The organism is Candidatus Accumulibacter aalborgensis, from assembly GCF_900089955.1.
Classification (GTDB): Bacteria; Pseudomonadota; Gammaproteobacteria; order Burkholderiales; family Rhodocyclaceae; genus Accumulibacter; species Accumulibacter aalborgensis.
This window is the reverse complement of record NZ_FLQX01000096.1, coordinates 1-18,981: the sequence shown is the minus strand read 5'-3', so window position 1 is coordinate 18,981 and position 18,981 is coordinate 1. Positions and strand designations below refer to the sequence as shown.

Annotated in this window: 17 protein-coding genes, 1 tRNA gene, 1 other RNA gene and 1 riboswitch; of the genes, 11 read left to right on the top strand and 8 right to left on the bottom strand. The window is 62.7% G+C overall.

What is annotated here, in order from left to right; genetic code table 11:
- Nucleotides 1-30 precede the first annotated feature (30 nt).
- A complete protein-coding gene (locus ACCAA_RS07220) occupies nt 31-1,842 on the bottom strand; it encodes a PAS domain-containing protein (protein WP_186406561.1) in 1,812 nt (603 codons plus the stop codon).
- Between the two features lie 311 nt (nt 1,843-2,153).
- Between ACCAA_RS07220 and ACCAA_RS07215 the strand changes: the two genes are divergently transcribed.
- A complete protein-coding gene (locus ACCAA_RS07215) occupies nt 2,154-2,792 on the top strand; it encodes a tetratricopeptide repeat protein (protein WP_186406560.1) in 639 nt (212 codons plus the stop codon).
- A 41-nt stretch (nt 2,793-2,833) separates the two neighbouring features.
- Nucleotides 2,834-3,514: an ankyrin repeat domain-containing protein gene (locus tag ACCAA_RS07210; RefSeq protein ID WP_186406559.1), complete on the top strand. Its 681-nt coding sequence runs from the start codon at nt 2,834-2,836 to the stop codon at nt 3,512-3,514.
- 72 nt (nt 3,515-3,586) lie between these two features.
- Here ACCAA_RS07210 and ACCAA_RS07205 read toward each other — a convergent pair whose 3' ends face one another.
- Nucleotides 3,587-4,177, bottom strand: coding sequence for a hypothetical protein (locus tag ACCAA_RS07205; RefSeq protein WP_186406558.1), 591 nt, complete (start codon nt 4,175-4,177; stop codon nt 3,587-3,589).
- 225 nt (nt 4,178-4,402) lie between these two features.
- On the opposite strand from ACCAA_RS07205, the gene thrH reads away from it, so the two are divergent.
- The 5 genes from thrH to ACCAA_RS07180 all read left to right on the top strand — a co-directional run bounded on the left by thrH (nt 4,403) and on the right by ACCAA_RS07180 (nt 10,195).
- The gene (gene thrH, locus ACCAA_RS07200) at nt 4,403-5,023 is read left to right on the top strand and encodes a bifunctional phosphoserine phosphatase/homoserine phosphotransferase ThrH (RefSeq protein ID WP_186406585.1); all 621 of its coding nucleotides are present in this window, start codon (nt 4,403-4,405) and stop codon (nt 5,021-5,023) included.
- Nucleotides 5,024-5,035: 12 nt separating this feature from the next.
- Nucleotides 5,036-5,908 (top strand): formyltetrahydrofolate deformylase, encoded by an 873-nt coding sequence (gene purU / locus ACCAA_RS07195; RefSeq protein WP_186406557.1) that lies wholly within the window; start codon nt 5,036-5,038, stop codon nt 5,906-5,908.
- Nucleotides 5,909-6,026: 118 nt separating this feature from the next.
- Entirely contained in the window at nt 6,027-7,979 is a 1,953-nt protein-coding gene (locus tag ACCAA_RS07190; protein ID WP_186406556.1) for an ABC-F family ATP-binding cassette domain-containing protein, read from the top strand.
- 39 nt (nt 7,980-8,018) lie between these two features.
- A complete protein-coding gene (locus tag ACCAA_RS07185) occupies nt 8,019-8,444 on the top strand; it encodes a bacteriohemerythrin (protein ID WP_186406555.1) in 426 nt (141 codons plus the stop codon).
- Nucleotides 8,445-8,473: 29 nt separating this feature from the next.
- The gene (locus ACCAA_RS07180) at nt 8,474-10,195 is read left to right on the top strand and encodes a diguanylate cyclase domain-containing protein (protein ID WP_186406554.1); all 1,722 of its coding nucleotides are present in this window, start codon (nt 8,474-8,476) and stop codon (nt 10,193-10,195) included.
- Nucleotides 10,196-10,243: 48 nt separating this feature from the next.
- Here ACCAA_RS07180 and ACCAA_RS07175 read toward each other — a convergent pair whose 3' ends face one another.
- From ACCAA_RS07175 to ACCAA_RS07165, 3 genes are read right to left on the bottom strand one after another with little or no spacing between them, the layout of a single operon-like run.
- Nucleotides 10,244-11,023, bottom strand: coding sequence for an ABC transporter ATP-binding protein (locus tag ACCAA_RS07175; RefSeq protein ID WP_186406553.1), 780 nt, complete (start codon nt 11,021-11,023; stop codon nt 10,244-10,246).
- A gap of 1 nt (nt 11,024) precedes the next feature.
- A complete protein-coding gene (locus ACCAA_RS07170) occupies nt 11,025-12,014 on the bottom strand; it encodes a FecCD family ABC transporter permease (protein WP_186406552.1) in 990 nt (329 codons plus the stop codon).
- Nucleotides 12,015-12,022: 8 nt separating this feature from the next.
- On the bottom strand, nt 12,023-13,906 hold the full coding sequence (locus ACCAA_RS07165; protein ID WP_186406551.1) for a TonB-dependent receptor domain-containing protein: 1,884 nt from the start codon (nt 13,904-13,906) through the stop codon (nt 12,023-12,025).
- 136 nt (nt 13,907-14,042) lie between these two features.
- Nucleotides 14,043-14,247, bottom strand: a riboswitch (cobalamin riboswitch).
- Nucleotides 14,248-14,400: 153 nt separating this feature from the next.
- Here ACCAA_RS07165 and ACCAA_RS07160 point away from each other — a divergent pair.
- The 3 genes from ACCAA_RS07160 to ssrS all read left to right on the top strand — a co-directional run bounded on the left by ACCAA_RS07160 (nt 14,401) and on the right by ssrS (nt 15,175).
- On the top strand, nt 14,401-14,601 hold the full coding sequence (locus tag ACCAA_RS07160) for a hypothetical protein (RefSeq protein WP_186406550.1): 201 nt from the start codon (nt 14,401-14,403) through the stop codon (nt 14,599-14,601).
- A gap of 13 nt (nt 14,602-14,614) precedes the next feature.
- Nucleotides 14,615-14,947 (top strand): cell division protein ZapA, encoded by a 333-nt coding sequence (locus tag ACCAA_RS07155; RefSeq protein WP_186406549.1) that lies wholly within the window; start codon nt 14,615-14,617, stop codon nt 14,945-14,947.
- Nucleotides 14,948-14,992: 45 nt separating this feature from the next.
- A non-coding RNA gene (gene ssrS, locus ACCAA_RS07150) (6S RNA) lies at nt 14,993-15,175 on the top strand.
- Nucleotides 15,176-15,276: 101 nt separating this feature from the next.
- Here the strand turns inward: ssrS and ACCAA_RS07145 are convergent.
- A complete protein-coding gene (locus tag ACCAA_RS07145) occupies nt 15,277-15,909 on the bottom strand; it encodes a MarC family protein (protein WP_186406548.1) in 633 nt (210 codons plus the stop codon).
- Nucleotides 15,910-16,034: 125 nt separating this feature from the next.
- Here ACCAA_RS07145 and ACCAA_RS07140 point away from each other — a divergent pair, with 125 nt between their 5' ends.
- Nucleotides 16,035-16,919: a DMT family transporter gene (locus ACCAA_RS07140; RefSeq protein WP_186406547.1), complete on the top strand. Its 885-nt coding sequence runs from the start codon at nt 16,035-16,037 to the stop codon at nt 16,917-16,919.
- A gap of 110 nt (nt 16,920-17,029) precedes the next feature.
- Here the strand turns inward: ACCAA_RS07140 and ACCAA_RS07135 are convergent.
- A tRNA-Gly gene (locus tag ACCAA_RS07135) sits at nt 17,030-17,103 on the bottom strand.
- A gap of 194 nt (nt 17,104-17,297) precedes the next feature.
- The coding region (locus ACCAA_RS07130) for a copper-translocating P-type ATPase (RefSeq protein ID WP_186406546.1) at nt 17,298-18,981 on the bottom strand (1,684 nt) is incomplete at its 5' end.

Genomic DNA, 18,981 nt, shown 5'->3' with positions numbered 1-18,981 from the left:
CAGCTCCTGAGGGCACTGCCCGAAAGCCGATCAGGCGTTAGGCAGAATCACCCGCACGCGGGTGCCGCCGGCTGGCTCGCTGGTGATCTGGAACCAGCCGCCGAGGGTCAGCACGCGTTCACGCATCCCCAGCAGGCCGAAACCGCGGTGTGGCTTATGGACGTCCATGCCGACGCCGTCGTCGCGAATGACCAGGCGCAACATCTCCCCGTTCGGCCACTGGCGGCCGGCGAGGACGATCCGCACGCGCTGGGCGCTCGCGTGCCGGGCGACATTGCTCAGGCACTCCTGCACGATGCGATAGATGGCGACCCGCAACTGCGCCCCGTGGCAAACCAGGTTCGCATCCAGCGATGCCCGCCATTCGATCTCGGGATGCTGTTCACCCCATCCGTCAAGGAGGCTGGCAAGCGCCTCGACGATGCCGGCCGAGTCGAGGACACTCGGACGCAGACCTTCCATCAGCCGGTGCGACACGGCGTAGATATCGCGCGCAGAGTCGTCGATCGCCCGCGCAAAGACCTGACTTCGTTCGCGGCGATCGGGCGCCTCATGACGCTGGATGGCCCCGGCGAAGGCACGGATCGCGGTCAGGTGCTGCGAGAGTTCATCGTGCAGTTCGCGGGCCAGCGCCGCACGCTCATTCTCCTGCAGGGTGATCATCTGCCGCACCAGGCGCGTGTTCTCGTCGAGCAGGACCTGCGTGGCGAGTTCAGCCTCCTTGCGCTCGGTGACGTCCTGCACGGTACCCAGCAGGCGCAACGCCGTTCCGTCCGTCGAGCGCTCGAACTGACCGAGGCCATGCATCCAGCGCACCGCACCATCGTTGGCCCGCACGATCCGGTACTCCATGTCGAAAGCGCTGCCATTAGCAACCACCTGCCGCAAGCGATCGAGAACTGGCTGACGGTCGTCGGGATGCAGCAGCCGCCGCCAGCCCTCGGCGGTATGTTGGCATTCCGGGCCAATGCCGAAAATCCGGTTGAGCATCGGGCTGCCCACCCACACTCCCGAGGACAGGTCGGTCGTGTAAATGCCCAGCCGACCGACCTCCTGGGCACGCTGCAAGGCCTGCTCGCTGGCCTTGATCGAGGTAACATCCGTGACCTCGACGAAGAAGCCTTGCACCTCGCCATCGACGATATCGGGTGTGTAACGAATCAGCGCATGGCGCACAGAGCGGCCATCGGGCGACGGGATGCCACGCTCGAACTGCTGGGCGTGACCGCGCAAGGCGGCCTCGATATGCGGCAGGTTGAGACGGTAGAGTTCCTCACCGATCACCTCGCGGATATGCTGGCCCGCGATCGTCGCCGGATCGACGCCGAACCAGTCGCTATAGGCGTGGTTGGCGAAGCGGTTGTCCAGGTGACGGTCCCAGTAGCCGATCATTGACGACACGCCGTTCAACAGCGCTTTCAGGTCGCGCGCGTGCTGACGCAACTCGGCGGCATGCTCATCGAGAGCGCGCTGGGCCGACTGGCGCGCGGTGATGTCACGATGACAGACAGCCACCCCCTGGATCGATCCTTCTAGTGGCGTGGCGAAAAACACGAACCAGCGTCCGCCATCCGGGGAATGGCAGGGGTACTCCAGTGTAAACAGCGTCTCCCGCCCCGCCAGGACATCTTCGAGCCCGCGCAAGGCCAGCGCGGCAAGCGCATCGTTGGCTGCCGACCGCCGCACCACCGCCAGGTAGTCGATGCCGACCCCGGCCGCCAGCGCGGCACTACCGCCATGGGTTGCGGCAAAAGTCCGCCAGACCCGGTTAACGCTGATGATCACGCCCCGCTCGTCAAGGATGGCGATCGCATCGCACAGGGAGGCGATCACGGTCTGCATGCAGTTCCGCCAGCGAGGTGAGGCAACAGGTAGCCGACGAGGGTGATGGTGGCGAGCATGACCTATTATTACCGAAAGGGCGGGAAATTTTCCCGCCTATAACGGGAGATTTTCCACTATTCACGGCCTCGGCGGCACGAGAGAATGTCAGGACTGGGATTTTACGGGTCAAGTGATATGCGCAACGACGCGCCACAAGCAGTCGGTCGAGCCAGCCAGGAGTGCTGCCAGACCGTCATGTTGAAGCAGAAGCGGCTGCGGCTGTCATCCTCGCCGCGCGGTGACCGGCTTGCCGCGGATCGGGGCGTGCGGTGATCGACGCACTGTTCGACCTTTTCGGCACCTTTTATCAGCGGGGCGAGCTCCGGCGCGCCGAGTCAATCGCCCGCAGCATCCTGCACACGATTCCCGATGATATCGTCTCCTTGCAGTTGCTTGGTCTGGTTTACTGCCTGACCGGACGCCGCAGCGAGGCCATACAGGCATTCGACAGCGCTGATGGCCCGGCGCACGATAGCAGCACTGCTTTCGGCGTCGATCGAAGCCTGCAGGCTTCGGCGCAATGCCTGCGCGCGGCAAGCGGCCAGGGATCGTCACTGGCCGGCGCGTGGTATGACCTCGGGTTTCTGCTGCTCCGACTGGGACGTTATCGGCAAGCTATGAACGCACTGCAGGCGGCGGTTTCCGCGCGGCCGGATCTTCCGGCGGCACAGCAGGCGATCAAGAGCCTTACGGAGTTTTCAGGTACGCAAAGACCCCACGTGGTCAACCTTAATGCTTGCCCTCCGGCAAGAGCGCGCTTGGCAGGCCATCCTCTCACGGCCCATGGCCGAAGCGCTGGCCAGCTTTCCGTGCGGGAAGAACACGCTACAGAGCGTGCAGGAGATCAGCCTGGCCACGCTCATCGAAGGCGCTCGCCTCAAATAGCGGCAGCAGAAGGCCTCGCTTGAGCGATGTCTAACCGGCAAAATGTTGCGGAAGGAGTGTTCGGATGATCAACCAGAAGCGCACTGAAGCGCAAGACCCGATCGCCGCCTTCGTGGCGACCGCGTGTACGGGCGACACCGCCGCGATCCGGGCTCAGGTCGCGGCGGGGTTCGACTTGAATGCTACGGATCGGCTCGGGGATACGATTCTCGAGCAGGTGATCAGCGAACTGGAGTTCTGCCCGGCCACGCGCAAGTATGACGTGATCCGGGAAATGCTGCGCCTGGGAGCTGATCCACAGGGTCTCGGCGAGGATGGTTCAAGCCCCCTGTTCACGGCTATTCTCAATATGGACACCGAGATGATGCGCATTTTGCTCGACGCAGGGGCCGATCCGAATGAGCTGCTGCGCATCTTGCTGGGCCCCGGCACTGATCCCGCTGGGGTCGGCATTGACTCGATGGAAGAATCGCTGTACGAATGGGCTGAATTCGCTTACCGATACGAGGTCTGGAGCAACAAGTTGCCCGATGGGGCCATTGCCGCCGCCGGGACGAACCGGGACGCCTGGCTTCACTACCTGGACCGCCTTGCCGTAAAGTACGGCAAACGGAGGCCCGATCATCTGCTACTGTTGCGCCAGCGTGGGGCACTATCGATGTCCGAATTACGCCACAGGTCAACCGTCACAGGGTGCACGAGAAGCGACGCACGAAAAGCATCGAGCCTAGTGAACTGGGGCTGAAACGACAAGCGGCGATCGCCGGCACCGGCAGGTCTGTCGAGAACCATGGTCGACAGCGCGGAGAGTTGCGTATCAGTTGGCCGGCAGCGCCCCATCCTTGCTGACTTCCTTGGCCGCTTTTTTCGCCGCCCGCTCGGCATCCTGCCGGGCTCGTTTCTCCAGCTTTGCGTGCCGTTTGGCCTGTTCGGCAGCGATTTTTCGGCGCCCCTCCTCAGCCTTCCTGGTTTTTTCGGACAGCTTCTCCTCACGTTCGGCAAGCTTCGCGGCCTCCTCGGCGCGGTGGGTTTCGGCACGTTCCTTGAGTTCGGCCTCGCGCCGGGGAGAATCAGCCGCGCGTTGCACTTCCTTGGTCTCCAGTTCCTGCCTCTTGGCCTCGCGCTCGAACTCTCGGGCCGGTTGCTCAAGCCGGCGCGCACCCACGATAGCCTCGGTATAGCGCTTCTTGGCCGCGGCGAGACAATCATTGACCAGGAACTTGGTGTAGCACCGGTCCTGGTCCGCCAGGTGGCGACGCTCTGCCTCGGCGCGCATCGCGCTGGCCCGTTGCCGCTGCGCAGCAGCCTGCTCTAGCGTTTGCGGAACGTCCGGCGGCGGCAAAGGTGCCTCAGCCCAGGCCGCAGCACTCAGGTACATCAAAACAGCCAGCACACTGCCACGACGCATTGAATCCTCCTTCGGCAACAGCCAGGCAGTCGCCCTGATGACTTTGCGCCCAGCACGCGCAGGCACTATTGTCCCACACCCTGGCGCACCATGATCGAAACAGGATGATGGCATGGATCGCTGGCGGCGCGCCCCGACCCGGCGATCAGCGGTCTGCGGATTTGACAGGGCGGATTTGGTAGAATGACCGGCTTCCGTCCAAACCTCATCCCCTGGGAGCTCGCCGTGCAAATCGTCTGCCTCGACCTTGAAGGCGTACTGGTCCCCGAAATCTGGATCGAGTTCGCCGCGCGCACCGGTATTCCCGAGCTTCGCCTGACCACGCGCGACGAACCAGACTATGACAAACTGATGGCCTATCGCCTGGCCATCCTGGCCGCGAACAAGCTTGGGCTCCCCGACATCCAGAAAGTCATCGCCGAGATGGGCCCGCTCGCCGGTGCCCGCGCCTTCGTCGATGGGCTGCGCGCCGATTATCAGTTGATCATCCTGTCGGACACTTTCTACGAGTTCGCACACCCGCTGATGCGCCAGTTGGGCTGGCCAACCCTGTTCTGCCACAGTCTTGAGGCCGACGCTGCGGGGAGGGTGGTGAACTACCACCTGCGCATGCCCGATCAGAAACGCGAAGCCGTGCGCCGTTTGAAGGAACTCCGGTTCACCGTTGTCGCCGCGGGTGATTCGTACAACGACACGGCGATGCTGGCTGAAGCGCACGCCGGAATCCTGTTTCATCCGCCAGACAATGTGATCCGCGAATTCCCGCAGTTTCCCGTGACTTACTCCTACGCTGACTTGCGCAGCGAACTCGACAAGGCCTTTGTCGCTCACGCATTATCCGCTTAGGTTGGTCGCGCGATGTATTCCAAACGATTCTACACCCTCTCTGGATCCTGCCCTGATCAGGTTGGCATCATCGCCCGTGTCGCCGGCTTCATTGCCGAGCATGAGGGCTGGATTCTCGAATCCAGCTACCACGCGGATGACGGTAGCGGAGATGATGACGCCCGCTATTTCATGCGTATGGAAGTGAAGGCCGATTCCCTGCCTTTTCACCTCGCCGAATTCCGCGAGCGCTTCCGCCCACTTGCAGAAGATTTGTCGATGAACTGGAAGATCAGCGATTCGGCGGTGAAACGACGCGTGGTGATCATGGTCAGCAAGCAGGAGCACTGCCTTTACGACCTGCTGTCACGCTGGCAATCGAGGGAACTCGACATCGAGATTCCCTGTGTGATCTCCAATCATGACGCCTTCAAGGCCTTTGTCGAGTGGCACGGCATTCCCTTCCACCACGTCCCGGTCAAGCCTGACCACAAGCAGGCGGCCTACGACGAAATCGCTCGCCTCTACGACGAGGTCAAGGGGGATACGATGGTCCTTGCGCGCTACATGCAGATCCTGCCGCCGGAGCTTTGTGAACGCTACCCTGGACAGGTGATCAACATTCACCACTCCTTTCTGCCCAGCTTTGTCGGCGCCCGACCTTACCACCAGGCCTACCAGCGCGGCGTCAAGCTGATCGGCGCCACCTGCCACTACGTCACCAGGGATCTCGATCAGGGGCCGATCATCGAGCAGGATGTGATCCGCATCGACCACTCCGATTCGGTCGAAGACATGGTGCGCTACGGCAAGGATATAGAGAAAGCCGTACTCGCGCGCGGACTGCGTTACCATCTGGAAGACCGGGTACTGGTGCACGCCAACAAGACCGTCGTTTTCCGCTAGTCCCGGCGGCACGGGCCCCGCCCCCTCTAACACGCACGCGGGAGAGGGGAGGTTCGCGAGTCGCTGACGCGACTTTCAGAGTAACGATGCCGGACAATCGGCTGGAGTTCGCACCTGCATGATCACCCTCAATGACGTCACCCTGCGCCGCGGCGCCAAGGCGTTGCTCGACAGCGCTTCAGTGACGGTAAATCCCGGCGAGAGAGTCGGCCTCGTCGGTCGCAATGGCGCCGGCAAGACCACCTTGTTCGCGCTGCTCGATGGCAGCCTGCACGAAGATGCCGGCGAGTTCTCGCGACCAGCGCAGTGGCGCCTGGCGCAGGTCGTACAGGAAATGCCGTCGACCGGCCAAAGCGCGACCGACTTCGTGATCGAAGGCGACACGGCATTGCTGGCCGCCCAGGAGGAAGTACGCCTGGCCGAGGACGACGGCGATGGAGAACGTCTGGCACACGCCTACATGATCCTGCACGACGCCGGCGCACACGATGCCCAGGCGCGCGCCCAGGCGCTGATCCTCGGCCTGGGCTTCAAGCCGACCGAACTCAATCATCCCGTTGACAGCTTCTCGGGTGGCTGGCGGATGCGTCTGCAACTGGCGCGTGCGCTGATGTGCCCCTCCGACCTGTTGCTGCTCGACGAACCGACCAACCACCTCGATCTCGATGCTCTCGTGTGGCTGGAGTCCTGGCTCAAACGCTACGAAGGGACCATGCTGGTAATCAGCCATGATCGGGAGTTTCTCGATGCCGTCAGCACCGTGACGGTGCACCTCGATAATGGCAAGTTAACGCGCTACGGAGGCAACTACAGCGCTTTCGAAGAACTGCGCGCTCAGCAACTGGAACTGCAGCAGAACGCTTACCACAAGCAGCAGGACAAGATTGCCCATTTGCAGAGCTTCATCGCCCGCTTCAAGGCCAAGGCAACCAAGGCCAGACAGGCGCAAAGCCGGGTCAAGGCGCTCGAAAGAATCGAACGACTGGCTCCCATCCTGACCAGCGCTGACTTCAGTTTCGAGTTCAAGGAACCAGCCAACCTGCCGAACCCGATGCTGGTCATGGAAAACGCCTGCTTCGGCTACCCACCACCGGGAGAAGCGCTTGCCGGTACGCCGCCGACGGTGATCGTGCGCCAGGTCAACCGATCGGTGCTGGCCGGCCAGCGGATCGGCATCCTGGGCGCCAACGGTCAGGGCAAGTCCACCCTGGTCAAGACCATCACGCGCGTCCTGGCGTGCACCAGTGGCACCATCAGCGAAGGAAAAGGCCTCAACATCGGTTACTTTGCCCAGCAGGAACTCGATGTCCTGCGTCCGGGCGAAAGCCCTCTGCAACACCTCGTCCGATTGGCGAGAGAAAGCGTGTCAACCGGGCAAAGCGACCGCGAGCAGGATCTGCGCACCTTCCTTGGCACCTTCAACTTCGGCGGCGACATGGTCAGACAAACCGTAGGCACGATGAGCGGTGGCGAGAAGGCACGCCTGGTGCTGTGCATGCTCGTCTGGCAGCGTCCCAATCTCTTGCTGCTCGATGAACCCACCAACCACCTCGACCTCGCCACTCGCGAGGCGCTGTCAATGGCTCTCAACGAATTCGAGGGAACGGTCATGCTGGTCAGCCACGACCGCTCGCTGCTGCGCTCGGTCTGTGACGAGTTCTGGCTGATCGCCCGCGGCGGCGTGCAAGATTTCGCCGGCGATCTGGACGATTACCAGCGCTACCTGCTCGACGAAGCGCGGAGGAATCGAGACAGCCTGCGGGAGTCAGCAAAGAACGCGAAAAATCCGCTCAGGCGGGGCTCTCCGGCAAGCAGCGCGGAAAAGAAATTGCCGCACGGGAACCTGAAGACACTCCAGCGCGACCAAGGGAGCGTCGAACAGCGTCTGCTCGTCCTCCAGGCAGAACAGCACTCTCTCGAAGCACGCTTGTCAGCGTCTGTGCCGCCACAGGAGCGCGGTGACGTAGGCAGACGACTGAACCAGATCGCCGAGGAACTGGTCAATCTGGAAGACCGTTGGCTGGCACTCGCCGATCAGATCGACGCAGCATTGCGGCGGATCGCGTCGTGAGACGGTCCAACCGCCCGAATGGGATACAGGGAGCAAGCAATGGAATTTGAGTTGGTGGAGTGGTCCCCGAAGATACTGGTCGGCCTGCCAAATATCGATGCGCAGCACCGGCAGTTGTTCGAGCTTGCCGCCACCTTCGGCGGCGATGGTGACCAGATCAGGGTGCTGAAGTCGCTGGCCATGCTGACCGAGTACGTCAAGGTCCATTTGCGCGAAGAGGAGGAGATGATGGCCGCTTGCCACTACCCCGGCCTGGCGGCGCATCGGCGACTGCACGCTGAATTCCGCCGGATGCTCTTCGATCTGCTCGAGAACGCCAAGCAAATGACCCTCGATCAGATCGCAGAGGAAGTCAAGTTCCTGATCAACGGTTGGTTTTACAACCACATCCTGGTCGCTGATTTCGATTACGTACCCAGCGTCAAGGCGGCTTCCTGCCGGGCACCGGTACCCGTACCGGATTGAAGTGGTTTCAGTTCCTTTCACTGCGGCAGATGCTCACGCTGCCGTACGTGCTCCTCGTTCTGCTGCTGGCCAGCGCCATTGGCGGCCTTTCCTATTCGGCCGGCCGAGTGGCTGTCGACACGCTTTCGCACCAGTTGCTGTCGGAGATGGTGTACCGGATTGCCCAGGCTGCCGAGCGGCATGTATTTGGTGCCAGTGCAGTGCTCGAGACCGCCTTTCCCGACGGCGTGGCCGCGCCAGCGCGCATCGAGGACGATCTGGGCAATCTGCGCACGCGCTTCTGGCTGGCAACGTCGGTCCATCGGGATCCGAATCACTATGCCTACTACGGCGACCGAAACGGCCAGTTTTTCGGACTCTGGCGCCATTCGGAGTCGCTGGCCGAGTTGCGCTTGCGCACCAGCGGCAGCGGCTCACGAACGATCTATCGTTTTACGGGAATCGCTGGCCAACTGACCGACCCGGTGCGCGAAACGCGCGTCTTCGAACCGCGCGAGCGCCCGTGGTTCAAAGCGGGTCAGAGTTCGCCCCTGCCCACATGGACCTCGGTCTACATCGATTTCCGAAGCGAGGAACTGGTTGCCACACGCGCACGACAGGTCAGCAACGCGCAGGGGGAATTCCAGGGCGTCGTCGCTACCGACCTGTCGCTGAAACAGGTCAACCAGTTCCTGCGTTCCTTGCGACTGACGGCGAACGCCGTCGCCTACGTCGTCGAGCCCGACGGCAACCTGATTGGCACCTCGCGCGGCCCGCACCTGCGCAAGGATGCTGCCGGGGGGAACGTCCGGCTCAATGTTGAAGCCAGCGACGATCCACTGGTGGTGGCCAGCTACCGGGAAATCCGCAAGCTACTGGTCGATTCTGTCGACACATCGCAGCCACGCGCCGCCGTATTCAAGACCGCTGACCAGCAAGCAGTAGAGGCCGCTTATGCCCGTCTCCAGGATGCGGCAGGTCTTGACTGGACCATCGTCGTCGCCGTGCCACGCAGCGACTTCCTGTTCGGCGTGACGGAAAACTTCAAGACGACCGTGCTGCTCGCCCTGCTGGCGTCGTTGCTCACCGTGTTCATCGGCTCATTGGTCCTTTCAGTGGTCGCTGGCGACCTCAAACAACTGGCAGTGGCGGCGCGCAACATCGGCAACGGTGACCTCAACACGCCGCTGGATGTCGCGCGCAGCGATGAGATCGGCGACCTGGCCAAGAGCTTCCGGGCGATGCAACACAGACTGCTCAGCGATCGGCTGACCGGTCTGGCCAACCGCGAAGCCTTCCTGCGACGAGTTGACGATCGCCTGGCCCAGCAGCGCGCACTGCCTGAGCCGCGCCCCTTCGCCATCCTGTTCATCGACCTCAACGATTTCAAGCACATCAATGACCGTTTCGGCCACGATGCGGGCGACAAGGTCCTGCAGGAGATGGCCCAGCGGATGATCACCGGTCTGCGCAGCAGGGATCTCGTGGCGCGCTACGCCGGTGACGAATTCGTCGTCATGCTCGATGCCATCCACAACCATCAGGACGCCGAGAGTGCGCGCAGCAAACTCGAGCAACTCCTGGGCGCGCCGCTGCTGTCGCTTGATCCGCCAGCGGCGGGGGCACAGGCGGGCGCTTCGGTCGGCCTGGCGATTTACCCGGAGGAAGGGCAGGATGTCGAGTCCCTGGTTCAACACGCCGATGCCGACATGTATCGGCGCAAGCACGCCAGGCAGTCTGCGGCGGAGCGTCGGACACCCTCGGCCGAGTAGGCGTCGTCGGGGCTCTCGGCTGGCGAGCAGCAAACCGATCGTCTGTTGCTACGCTGGCATGAACCAGCGCCGCTGGCCATCAGCGACTTCACGCAGCGGATAGCCGTAAAGTCGAGTCAGCGAGTCGCCAGTGATGACTTCGTCGCAAGCGCCCTGTTCGGTCGCGCCGTTGCCGAAGAGCAGCAGCGCACGCGTACAGAAACGCGCCGCCAGGCCAGGTTCGTGGAGGACCATCACACAGGCCGCCTGCTCCTGGCGGGCCAGAGCAGCAAAGAGTTCGAGCGTGGCCATCTGGTGACTCAGATCGAGGTGGGTCAGCGGCTCATCGAGCAGGTACAGTTGCGGTGCCTGGGACAGCAAGGTGGCGATCGCCAGTCGCTGGCGCTCGCCGCCGGAGAGCGTCAGTACATCTCGCTGGGCCAGTTCGCTCAAGCCGACGGCCGCCAGCGCCCGACGGCTGAGGCGGGCGTCATTCTCGGACTCCCAGTCCCAGCGTCCGAGGTGCGGATGACGGCCGACCAGCGCGGTTTCCAGCACCGTCGATGAAAAGCTTTCGCTGCGGCTTTGCGGCAGCCAGCCGCGAATGCGGGCACTCGCGCGTGCGCCAAGAGTGGCGTAGGTCGCACCGGCGACCAGCACCTGACCCGCATCGGGCTCGCGCAGGCCCGCCAGCACCGATAGCAGGGTCGACTTGCCGGCGCCGTTGCGGCCGAGGATGGCCACGCACTCGCCCGCGCCCACAGCGAGAGCCAGATCGTGGCAGAAAAGCTGGCCAGCAATGCCCACGGCCAGGCCATGGGTGCTCAGCAAGGGCAGCGCGTGACTCATCTCAGCGTCGGCCAGGTGAAGCGCGGGTGAGCAGGAAGAGAAAGACCGGGACACCAATCAGAGCGGTCAGCACGCCGACGGGTAATTGTTGCGGTGCAAGCATCGTCCGCGCCAGGGTGTCGGCGATCACCAGCAGGCTGCCACCGGCAAGTACCGAGGCGGGGAGCAGCAAGCGCTGATCGTTGCCTGCCGCCAGACGCACCACGTGCGGCACGATCAAGCCAATGAAGCCGATCGCACCAGCATGCGTGACGGCGACGGCAGTGGCCAGCGAGGCGACGAAGTAGACCCCTCTGCGCAATGGGCGCACGGCCACACCGAGCGCTTGCGCGACGTCGGCCCCGCGTGCCAGCAGGTTGAGTTCACGCGCAAATGGCAGCGCCAGGAGCAGCACCCCGGCGAGGACGATCAGGGCAAGCTGCGGGTCGCCCGTCTGCGACAGGTCGCCCATCAGCCAGAAGAGCATGCCGCGCAGCCTGTCCTCGGGAGCGACCGCCAGCATCAGCGTGACGACTGCGCCGCAGCCGGCGGCAACGATCACACCGGTGAGCAGCAGCCGCGACTGGGTCCAGCCACCATCGCCGTGCGCGAGGCCAAAAACCAGCAGCATCGAGCCAAGCGCACCAGCGAAAGCCAGACCATTGATTCCCGCCACCCCAAGGCCGCCAACGATCGCCAGCAGTGCGCCAATGCCGGCGCCGCCCGAAATCCCGAGTACGTAAGGATCGGCCAGCGGGTTGCGCAGCAAGACCTGCAGCAGCGCACCGGCGAGGGCCAGCAAACCGCCACAGGCGAAGCCTGTCAGCGCCCGCGGCAGGCGCAGGTTGCGGACCACTTCGCCGGCAACGCCAGCGCCCTGGTCGATGAGCGCCGACAGGACCTCGACCGGGCTGATCGGCATGCTGCCGACCATCAGCGCCAGTGCGATGCAGCCCAGCGCCAGCCCGGCGAGAGCGGCGAGAATCAGCAAGGCCCGGCGGCGAGTGGGCATGGAGAGATCTATTTCGGCGCGTAACGGACGCCGACGAAAATGTTTGCACCCGCAGTAGCGAAGTCGGCGGCGGTTTCGTACGCCTTGTCGAAGATGTTGTTGGCCCGGACAAAGAACGCCCAGTCGCGTTGCAAACGGTAATCTGCGTAGACGTTGACCAGACCGTAGCCACCCAGACGCTTGAGATTGGCAGGGTCCTCATAGCGATTGCCGACCAGTTGCCACTCCGCGCGCAATTCCCACTGACCAAGCGTTCGCGTCACGTAGCTGCTCATCTGTTGCTCGGCGCGGCGAGGAAGCCGATTGCCGTTATTGGCTCCTTGTTCCTCGTTGCGCGGATCGAGGAAGTCAAGCACGACGCCCAGCGCCCACGGCGAGAAACGTCCGTCGTAGGTCAGCGTGGCGCCGCGCAGAAGCGCCTGGCTGACATTGACTGGTGCGTAGGTCGGTGGACGAAGCTGGATCAGGTTGGTGAGATCGTTGTTGAACAGAACCGCAGAAAAACGATGACTGCCGCGTTCCCAGTTGACACCCACCTCGGAATTCTTCGCCGTTTCGGGCTTCAGATCGGGATTGCCAAAACCAGGATAGTAAAGGTCATTGAAGGTCGGGGCATGAAATGCCGTGCCATAGGAAACGTGCGCGCGCCATTCGGGCGTGAATTGATAGCCATACGAAGCGGAACCCGTGGTTTCCGCGCCAAACTGTGAGTTGTCATCGCGGCGCACGTTCAATTGCAGTCGGTGTTCGTCGAGGCGCCCGTTCCAGCCGGCAAGCACGGAGCGGATGATGCGCTCGTTGACCTCATAGTCGGTCGTTCCGGACACTTTTTGCTTGAGGTACTCGGCAGCCAACAGCGCTTCGCCGACCGGAAGCTTGATGTCGTTCTGCCAGGAAGCCAGGTCCATATCGGTACGGAAGCGACTGCTCTTGATATTGCCGGCGTAATCGGTGGTGTCGTCTGTACTGCGGCCGACACGCAAGGTGCTGGTCCACGCTTGATTGAGGCGGTTGCGTGAGTACATCGAGAACGAGCCGATGGTCTGGTCGCTGTTGAAGTTCTGCGCCGCGCCGGCAGGGCTGAAGTCATTCGAGTCGTACTGGTTTGTTCCCTGGCTGGCCAGTAGATTGACACCGATTTCCTGGCCAGCTGCCGGACGTACGGCCAGGTTGGCACTGAGGTTCTTGTTGTAATAACCATCCCGGTCCGGGTTGAAATACACGCTCCGCCGGTTGTTAATCGCGCTGAAGCCAGAGGTATCCAGATAACCCGCCTGTACGCTGTAGGAAATCAGATCCGACCCACCAGAGACGCCGATGGTGGTATCGGTCGTGCCGTAACTGCCATAGCCGGTAGTCGCGTTCACCCGGGTCGGCCCCTCGCCACGGCGAGTGAAGATCTGGATCACCCCACCGATGGCATCGGCACCATACAGCGATGACGCCGGACCGCGCAGGATTTCGATACGTTCGATCTGGTCCAGAGGAATGCGCGACAGCGCCGGGCTACCGCTGGTTGCCGAGCCGATGCGTTGCCCATCGATCAGCACGATCGATTGATTGGTGTTGGCGCCGCGGATGAAAATGCCGCTGTTGGTCCCCGCGCCGCCGTTTTCGACGTACTGGATCCCCGGTTGCCGGGCCAGCAATTTGGCAAGAGTCGATTCGCCCGCCTGATCGATCTCGTCGCGCGTGATGACCGACACATCGCTGGTCAACTCGCTGGTACGCGTGGCCTGTCGAGTCGCGGTGACGACAATTGGATCGACTTGAAGATCGTCGGCATAGCCTGCCGCGGGGAATAAGGCTACGAAAACCACGAAAGCCACGACAAGGGTGGCAAAACTGGCAAGTCTCGCGGCACAAGCTGCGTGCACTTTATTCGGCGGCATGATGGGTTCTCCCTTTTGCCGACAAGCGTCCCCGCAAGCCGGCGAGCAAAATACGGAATTGCACAGGGGAGAGCGACAACGACGCACCAGCAGGCGCCAGCGCCGAGCGTTTTGTGTCCGCATCCCCGCGGCACTTCCGTTCACGTGTGCGAAGGCCGGTATCCGGGCTCACGAGTCTTGACATGTCGCCTTCCCAGGATTTCACCCAGTGGCCTATCGACACACCCACACTCGCTTACCGTTGCGGGGACAGCACAGGCATGGCGTTTCACCTACACGCACCTGTTTCCCGTTTAACCGCGGCAGCAAATCTGCGTTGCGGCACCTTGCACGATAGCTTCCGCCACTTGATGTCGGCGGAGGCACGGATTATACAGTGCGGTCGACATCCAGCGACCCCGGATTGCCGCAGGAGGCCGGTGTGCCACAAACTACCTTGAGAGTCGTTCCTTACGCCTTGACCGAACACGGATTTTGAATCTATAGTCTCGCCCATGCTCAATGAACTCAATGCGCTCGAAGGCCGGATTGCCCAGGTCGTATCCCTCTGCCGCACCCTGCGCGCAGAGAACGATGGGCTTCGGGAACAACTCGCCGCCGCCGACACCGACAAGGAGCGCCTGGCCGAGCGCATGGGAGCTGCCTGCGCCCGGCTCGAACACCTTGCCCAGCAACTGCCCGCAGCCAAGGCCTGAACCTTCTGATCCGATGCCCAACGAAGCCAGTTTTATCGACATCACCCTGCTTGGCAAGGGATACCGTGTGGCCTGCCCGCCGGATGAACGTGCCGCACTACTCAATACCGCGGCCTACGTCGACGGCAAGATGCGCGAGATCGCCGAGAAGACCAAGAGCAATCTCGCCGAGAGAATCGCAGTCATGACCGCCCTGAACATCGCCCACGAGCACCTGTGCCAGATTCACGCCAGCCCGGAGCAAAATAAAAAAATTGAATCCGAAATAGGAGTGGACATCGACGCCGTTAGGCGTAGAATTTCTTTCATGGAGGCAGAGCTTGACGCGGTGCTAAAGCCGCAATAGAGGGTCGATTGGCACGGTTTTTACGACCACATCAGCCTCCGAGAGAGTTCCCTGCGGTGTTTGTTAAGGTCATATATTCCTTGGACCAATGCTAATTGGCATCGGTCGCTGACCATAGAAACCGCTGTTGTGTGTGCCCCTCATGTCGGGCATACCTGATGCGGAAGGAAGGCGGCCTATCTGAATCCAGGTTCAGGATGCCGGCCTGACGGCACTCGCGGGGACAGCCATTCAAAAAGCGCGGAACTTCAGGTTCCGCGCTTTTTTGTGCTTTGTTTTGTCGTTTGCGCGCTGAGCGCTGCTGCTGCCCAGTACATCGTCGTCGGAGCTCAACGTCCGAGTACCGGAAAGAGCTTGATCAATCCGTCGGCCATGACCTCGACGGCGATCGCGGCGAGGATCAGTCCCATCAGCCGGGTCATCACATTGATGCCGGTCTGGCCCATGAACTTGCCGATGCGCCCAGCGGCCGACAGCGCCAGCCAGGTGGCCAGGCCGATTGCCAGGCCATAGACGACGAGCACGCCGAGTTCCCAGAAATGCTTGGCTTTCTCGGCGTAGATGACTACCGTCGAGATCGATGCCGGACCGGTGAGCAGTGGAATGGTCAGCGGCACGACGGCAATGCTGGCGCCGGAGTCCGCCCGACTGGCGCCGTCGTCGACGTCCTGTCCGCTCGACTCGGCCGGCTGTGCGTTGAGCATGTTCATCGAGCTGATCAGCAGCAGCATGCCGCCGCCGACCTGAAACGAGGCCAGCGAGATACCGAAGAACTCAAGCACTTTGAGGCCCGCCAGGGCGCTGGTGGCGAGCACGACAAAGACGGAGAACGCGGCGACGCGGGCTGTCTGCGCTCGTTGCGAGAGACTCAGGTTGCGCGTGAAGTGGATGAAGAACGGGATTACGCCGATCGGGTTGACAATTGCCAGCAGCGTGATCAGCGGTTTGATCGGAAAATCCATGGTCTATAGACACGCCCACAGTTGGCCAGGCAAGGGTTGGCAATAACGTAGTCTAGCAGTCTCACAGCCCTCAGTGAGGTGCACGGGAGTAAGATCCGGCGCTTCTCTTCCCGCAAAGCGCCTTGATGCAATCCCTGTGGATGATCCTCGCCAGCCTCCTGTTCGCCTGTATGGGGGTGTGCGTCAAGCTGGCTGCCGCTACCCACTCGGCGTTGGAAATCGTTTTCTACCGCAGCTTCCTCTCGCTGATCCTCATGTTCGCCCTAGTCCGCCTGCGCCGCGTGCCGTTGAAAACGCCCCACTGGCGCTGGCAGGTGAGCCGGGGCGCCGTCGGCTTCTCGGCGCTGTGCGCCTTCTTCTGGGCGATCACCCTGCTGCCATTGGCCACGGCAGTGACGCTCAACTACACTTCGGCGATCTTCCTGGCACTCTACCTGGCGCTGTCCGGCATGCGCCTGACGGTGGGAATTCTCGGCGCGCTGCTCCTGGGACTGGCCGGCGTCGGCCTGCTGCTCAGACCGACGCTGGACTCCGGGCAATGGGTCGGCGGACTGATCGGTCTGGGCTCGGGCGTGCTGGCCGGCATGGCCTATTTCAGCCTCCGCGAACTCGGTTCGCGTGGCGAGCCGGAAACGCGCACCGTCTTCTACTTCTCGCTCGTCTCGTCGATCTGCGCGAGCACCTGGCTGCTGCTTTCCGAAACGCATCCGGTCGACCTGCGCAGCGGGTCGCTGCTGCTCGGTGTCGCCATTTTTGCCACCGGCGCGCAACTGGCCATGACCCGTGCCTACGCCGGCACCAGAACGCTGATGGCGGCAGCCCTGGCTTACAGCACGGTGGTCTTTGCCAGCCTGTTCGGCGTGATCCTGTGGAACGATGCCCACGACGGATGGTCGTGGCTGGCAATTGGGCTGATCGTCGTCTCGGGGCTAGCGGCGACCCGCTTCTCGCCAGCGAGTGCCAATGCAGGGGTTGGGCGAGTTTCGCCACAGTTCCGTAGGTTGAGGTGACGCAGGAACCCCAGCACAATCTCCACCCTGGGGCGCCGAGCTTCGTTCCTCATCCAAACGGACTTCCGATCACACGCCAATTACATCAAATCAGCGTGATGAGCGGGAAGTGGAGCGGGCGAAGGGAATCGAACCCTCGGCTCTAGCTTGGGAAGCTAGGGTATTACCATTATACGACGCCCGCGAAGAACGCTATTCTACGATGCTTGTGGTCGTCTCGACAAATACTGTGATCGCTTCAAGGAACTGTTCCCGCTGCCAGTGACAAAGTTCCAGCAGGAGAACGGCTGCCGGCGTCATTTCGTCGGCCGGGAGTGCCTCTTGCAACGCTTGAAACGGGGTGGACTGGCCAAATTCTCCATTAGCGCTTCGCCTCATTCATAGCTTGACGCGATTCAGACGCAGGGCGTTAGTCACCACGGATACCGAACTGAGCGCCATGGCAGCGCCGGCGAAGACCGGCGACAGGAGCAGGCCGAAAGCCGGGTAGAGCACGCCGGCGGCAATCGGGATGCCGAGCGCGTTGTAGCCGAAGGCGAAAGCGAGGTTCTGGCGGATGTTGCGCATCGTGGCGCGTGACAGAACGGCGGCGCGCGTAATGCCGCGCAGGTCGCCTTTCACCAGCGTCACGCCGGCGCTTTCCATGGCCACGTCGGTGCCGGTGCCCATGGCGATGCCGACGTCGGCCTGCGCCAGCGCCGGCGCGTCGTTGATGCCGTCGCCGGCCATCGCGACCTTGCGCCCTTCGGCCTGCAGGCGCTTCACGTGACCTGCCTTGTCTTCGGGCAGCACTTCGGCGAGCGCTTCGTCGATGCCGAGTCTACGGGCGACCGCTTCGGCGGTGCTGCGCGAATCGCCAGTGAGCATCACGATGCGCACGCCCGCACTCTTGAGCGCCGTAATCGCTTCCTGGGTGCTTTCCTTGATCGGATCGGCGACGGCCGCCATTCCCGCTGCCGCACCGTCAATGGCAAAGAACACCACCGTCTTGGCTTCGGCGCGCCAGGCTTCCGCCCTGCCTTCCCACTGCTGGGTGTCGACGCCGCGCTGCGTGAGAAAGCTGCGGCTACCGACCAGCACAGCCTGGCCATCGATCTCCGCTTGCACGCCAAGACCGTTGACGGCATCGAATGCGCCTGCCGCTCCTGGTGTCAGGCCACGCGACTTGGCGCCCTCGACGATCGCCAACCCGATCGGATGCTCGGAAAGTTGTTCGACACCTGCGATGAGCGCCAGCGCTTCATCTTCTGCAATGCCCTCGGCAACGAAGTCAGTCAGCGACGGACGGCCGAGCGTCAGCGTACCGGTCTTGTCCACCACCAGAGTGTCGATGTCGCGCATCCGCTCGATCGCCTCGGCGTTGCGGAACAGAATGCCGGCGCGCGCGCCTTGCCCCATGGCGACGGTCATCGAGATCGGTGTGGCGAGGCCGACAGCACACGGGCAGGCGATGATCAACACGGCAACGGCGTTTACAAAAGCGTATGCAAGTCTCGGCTCCGGACCAAAAAACCACCACGTGAGTGCCGTTACGACGGCAATCGCCACGACAATCTGGACGAACCAGGCAGCGATGATATCGGCAAGCCGCTGGATCGGGGCTCGCGTGCGCTGCGCTTCACCGACCATGTGAACGATACGTGCCAGCAGCGTGTCCGCACCGACGCGTTCGGCGAGGACAAGCAACGAGCCATTGCCGTTCACCGTTGCGCCGGTCACTTTGTCGCCGGCCGCTTTGGCCACTGGCACGGGCTCGCCGGTGATCATGGATTCGTCTATGCGACTCGTGCCCTCGATTACCGTGCCGTCCACGGGCACCTTCTCGCCCGGCTTGACTCGCAGCCTGTTGCCGACGGCAACCGTTTGCAGCGCAACCTGTTCCTCGGTACCGTCGTCGCGCAAACGCCAGGCCAGGTTGGGTGCGAGCTTCAGCAATTGCTGAATCGCCTGGCTGGTCTGGCCCATCGCTCGCAACTGCAGGAAATCGCCCAGCATCACCGTGTCCTTTCGGCAACGCTGCGAAACCCCGGTCGCGCGGGCCTCAGCCGCGCGGCGGCTGATC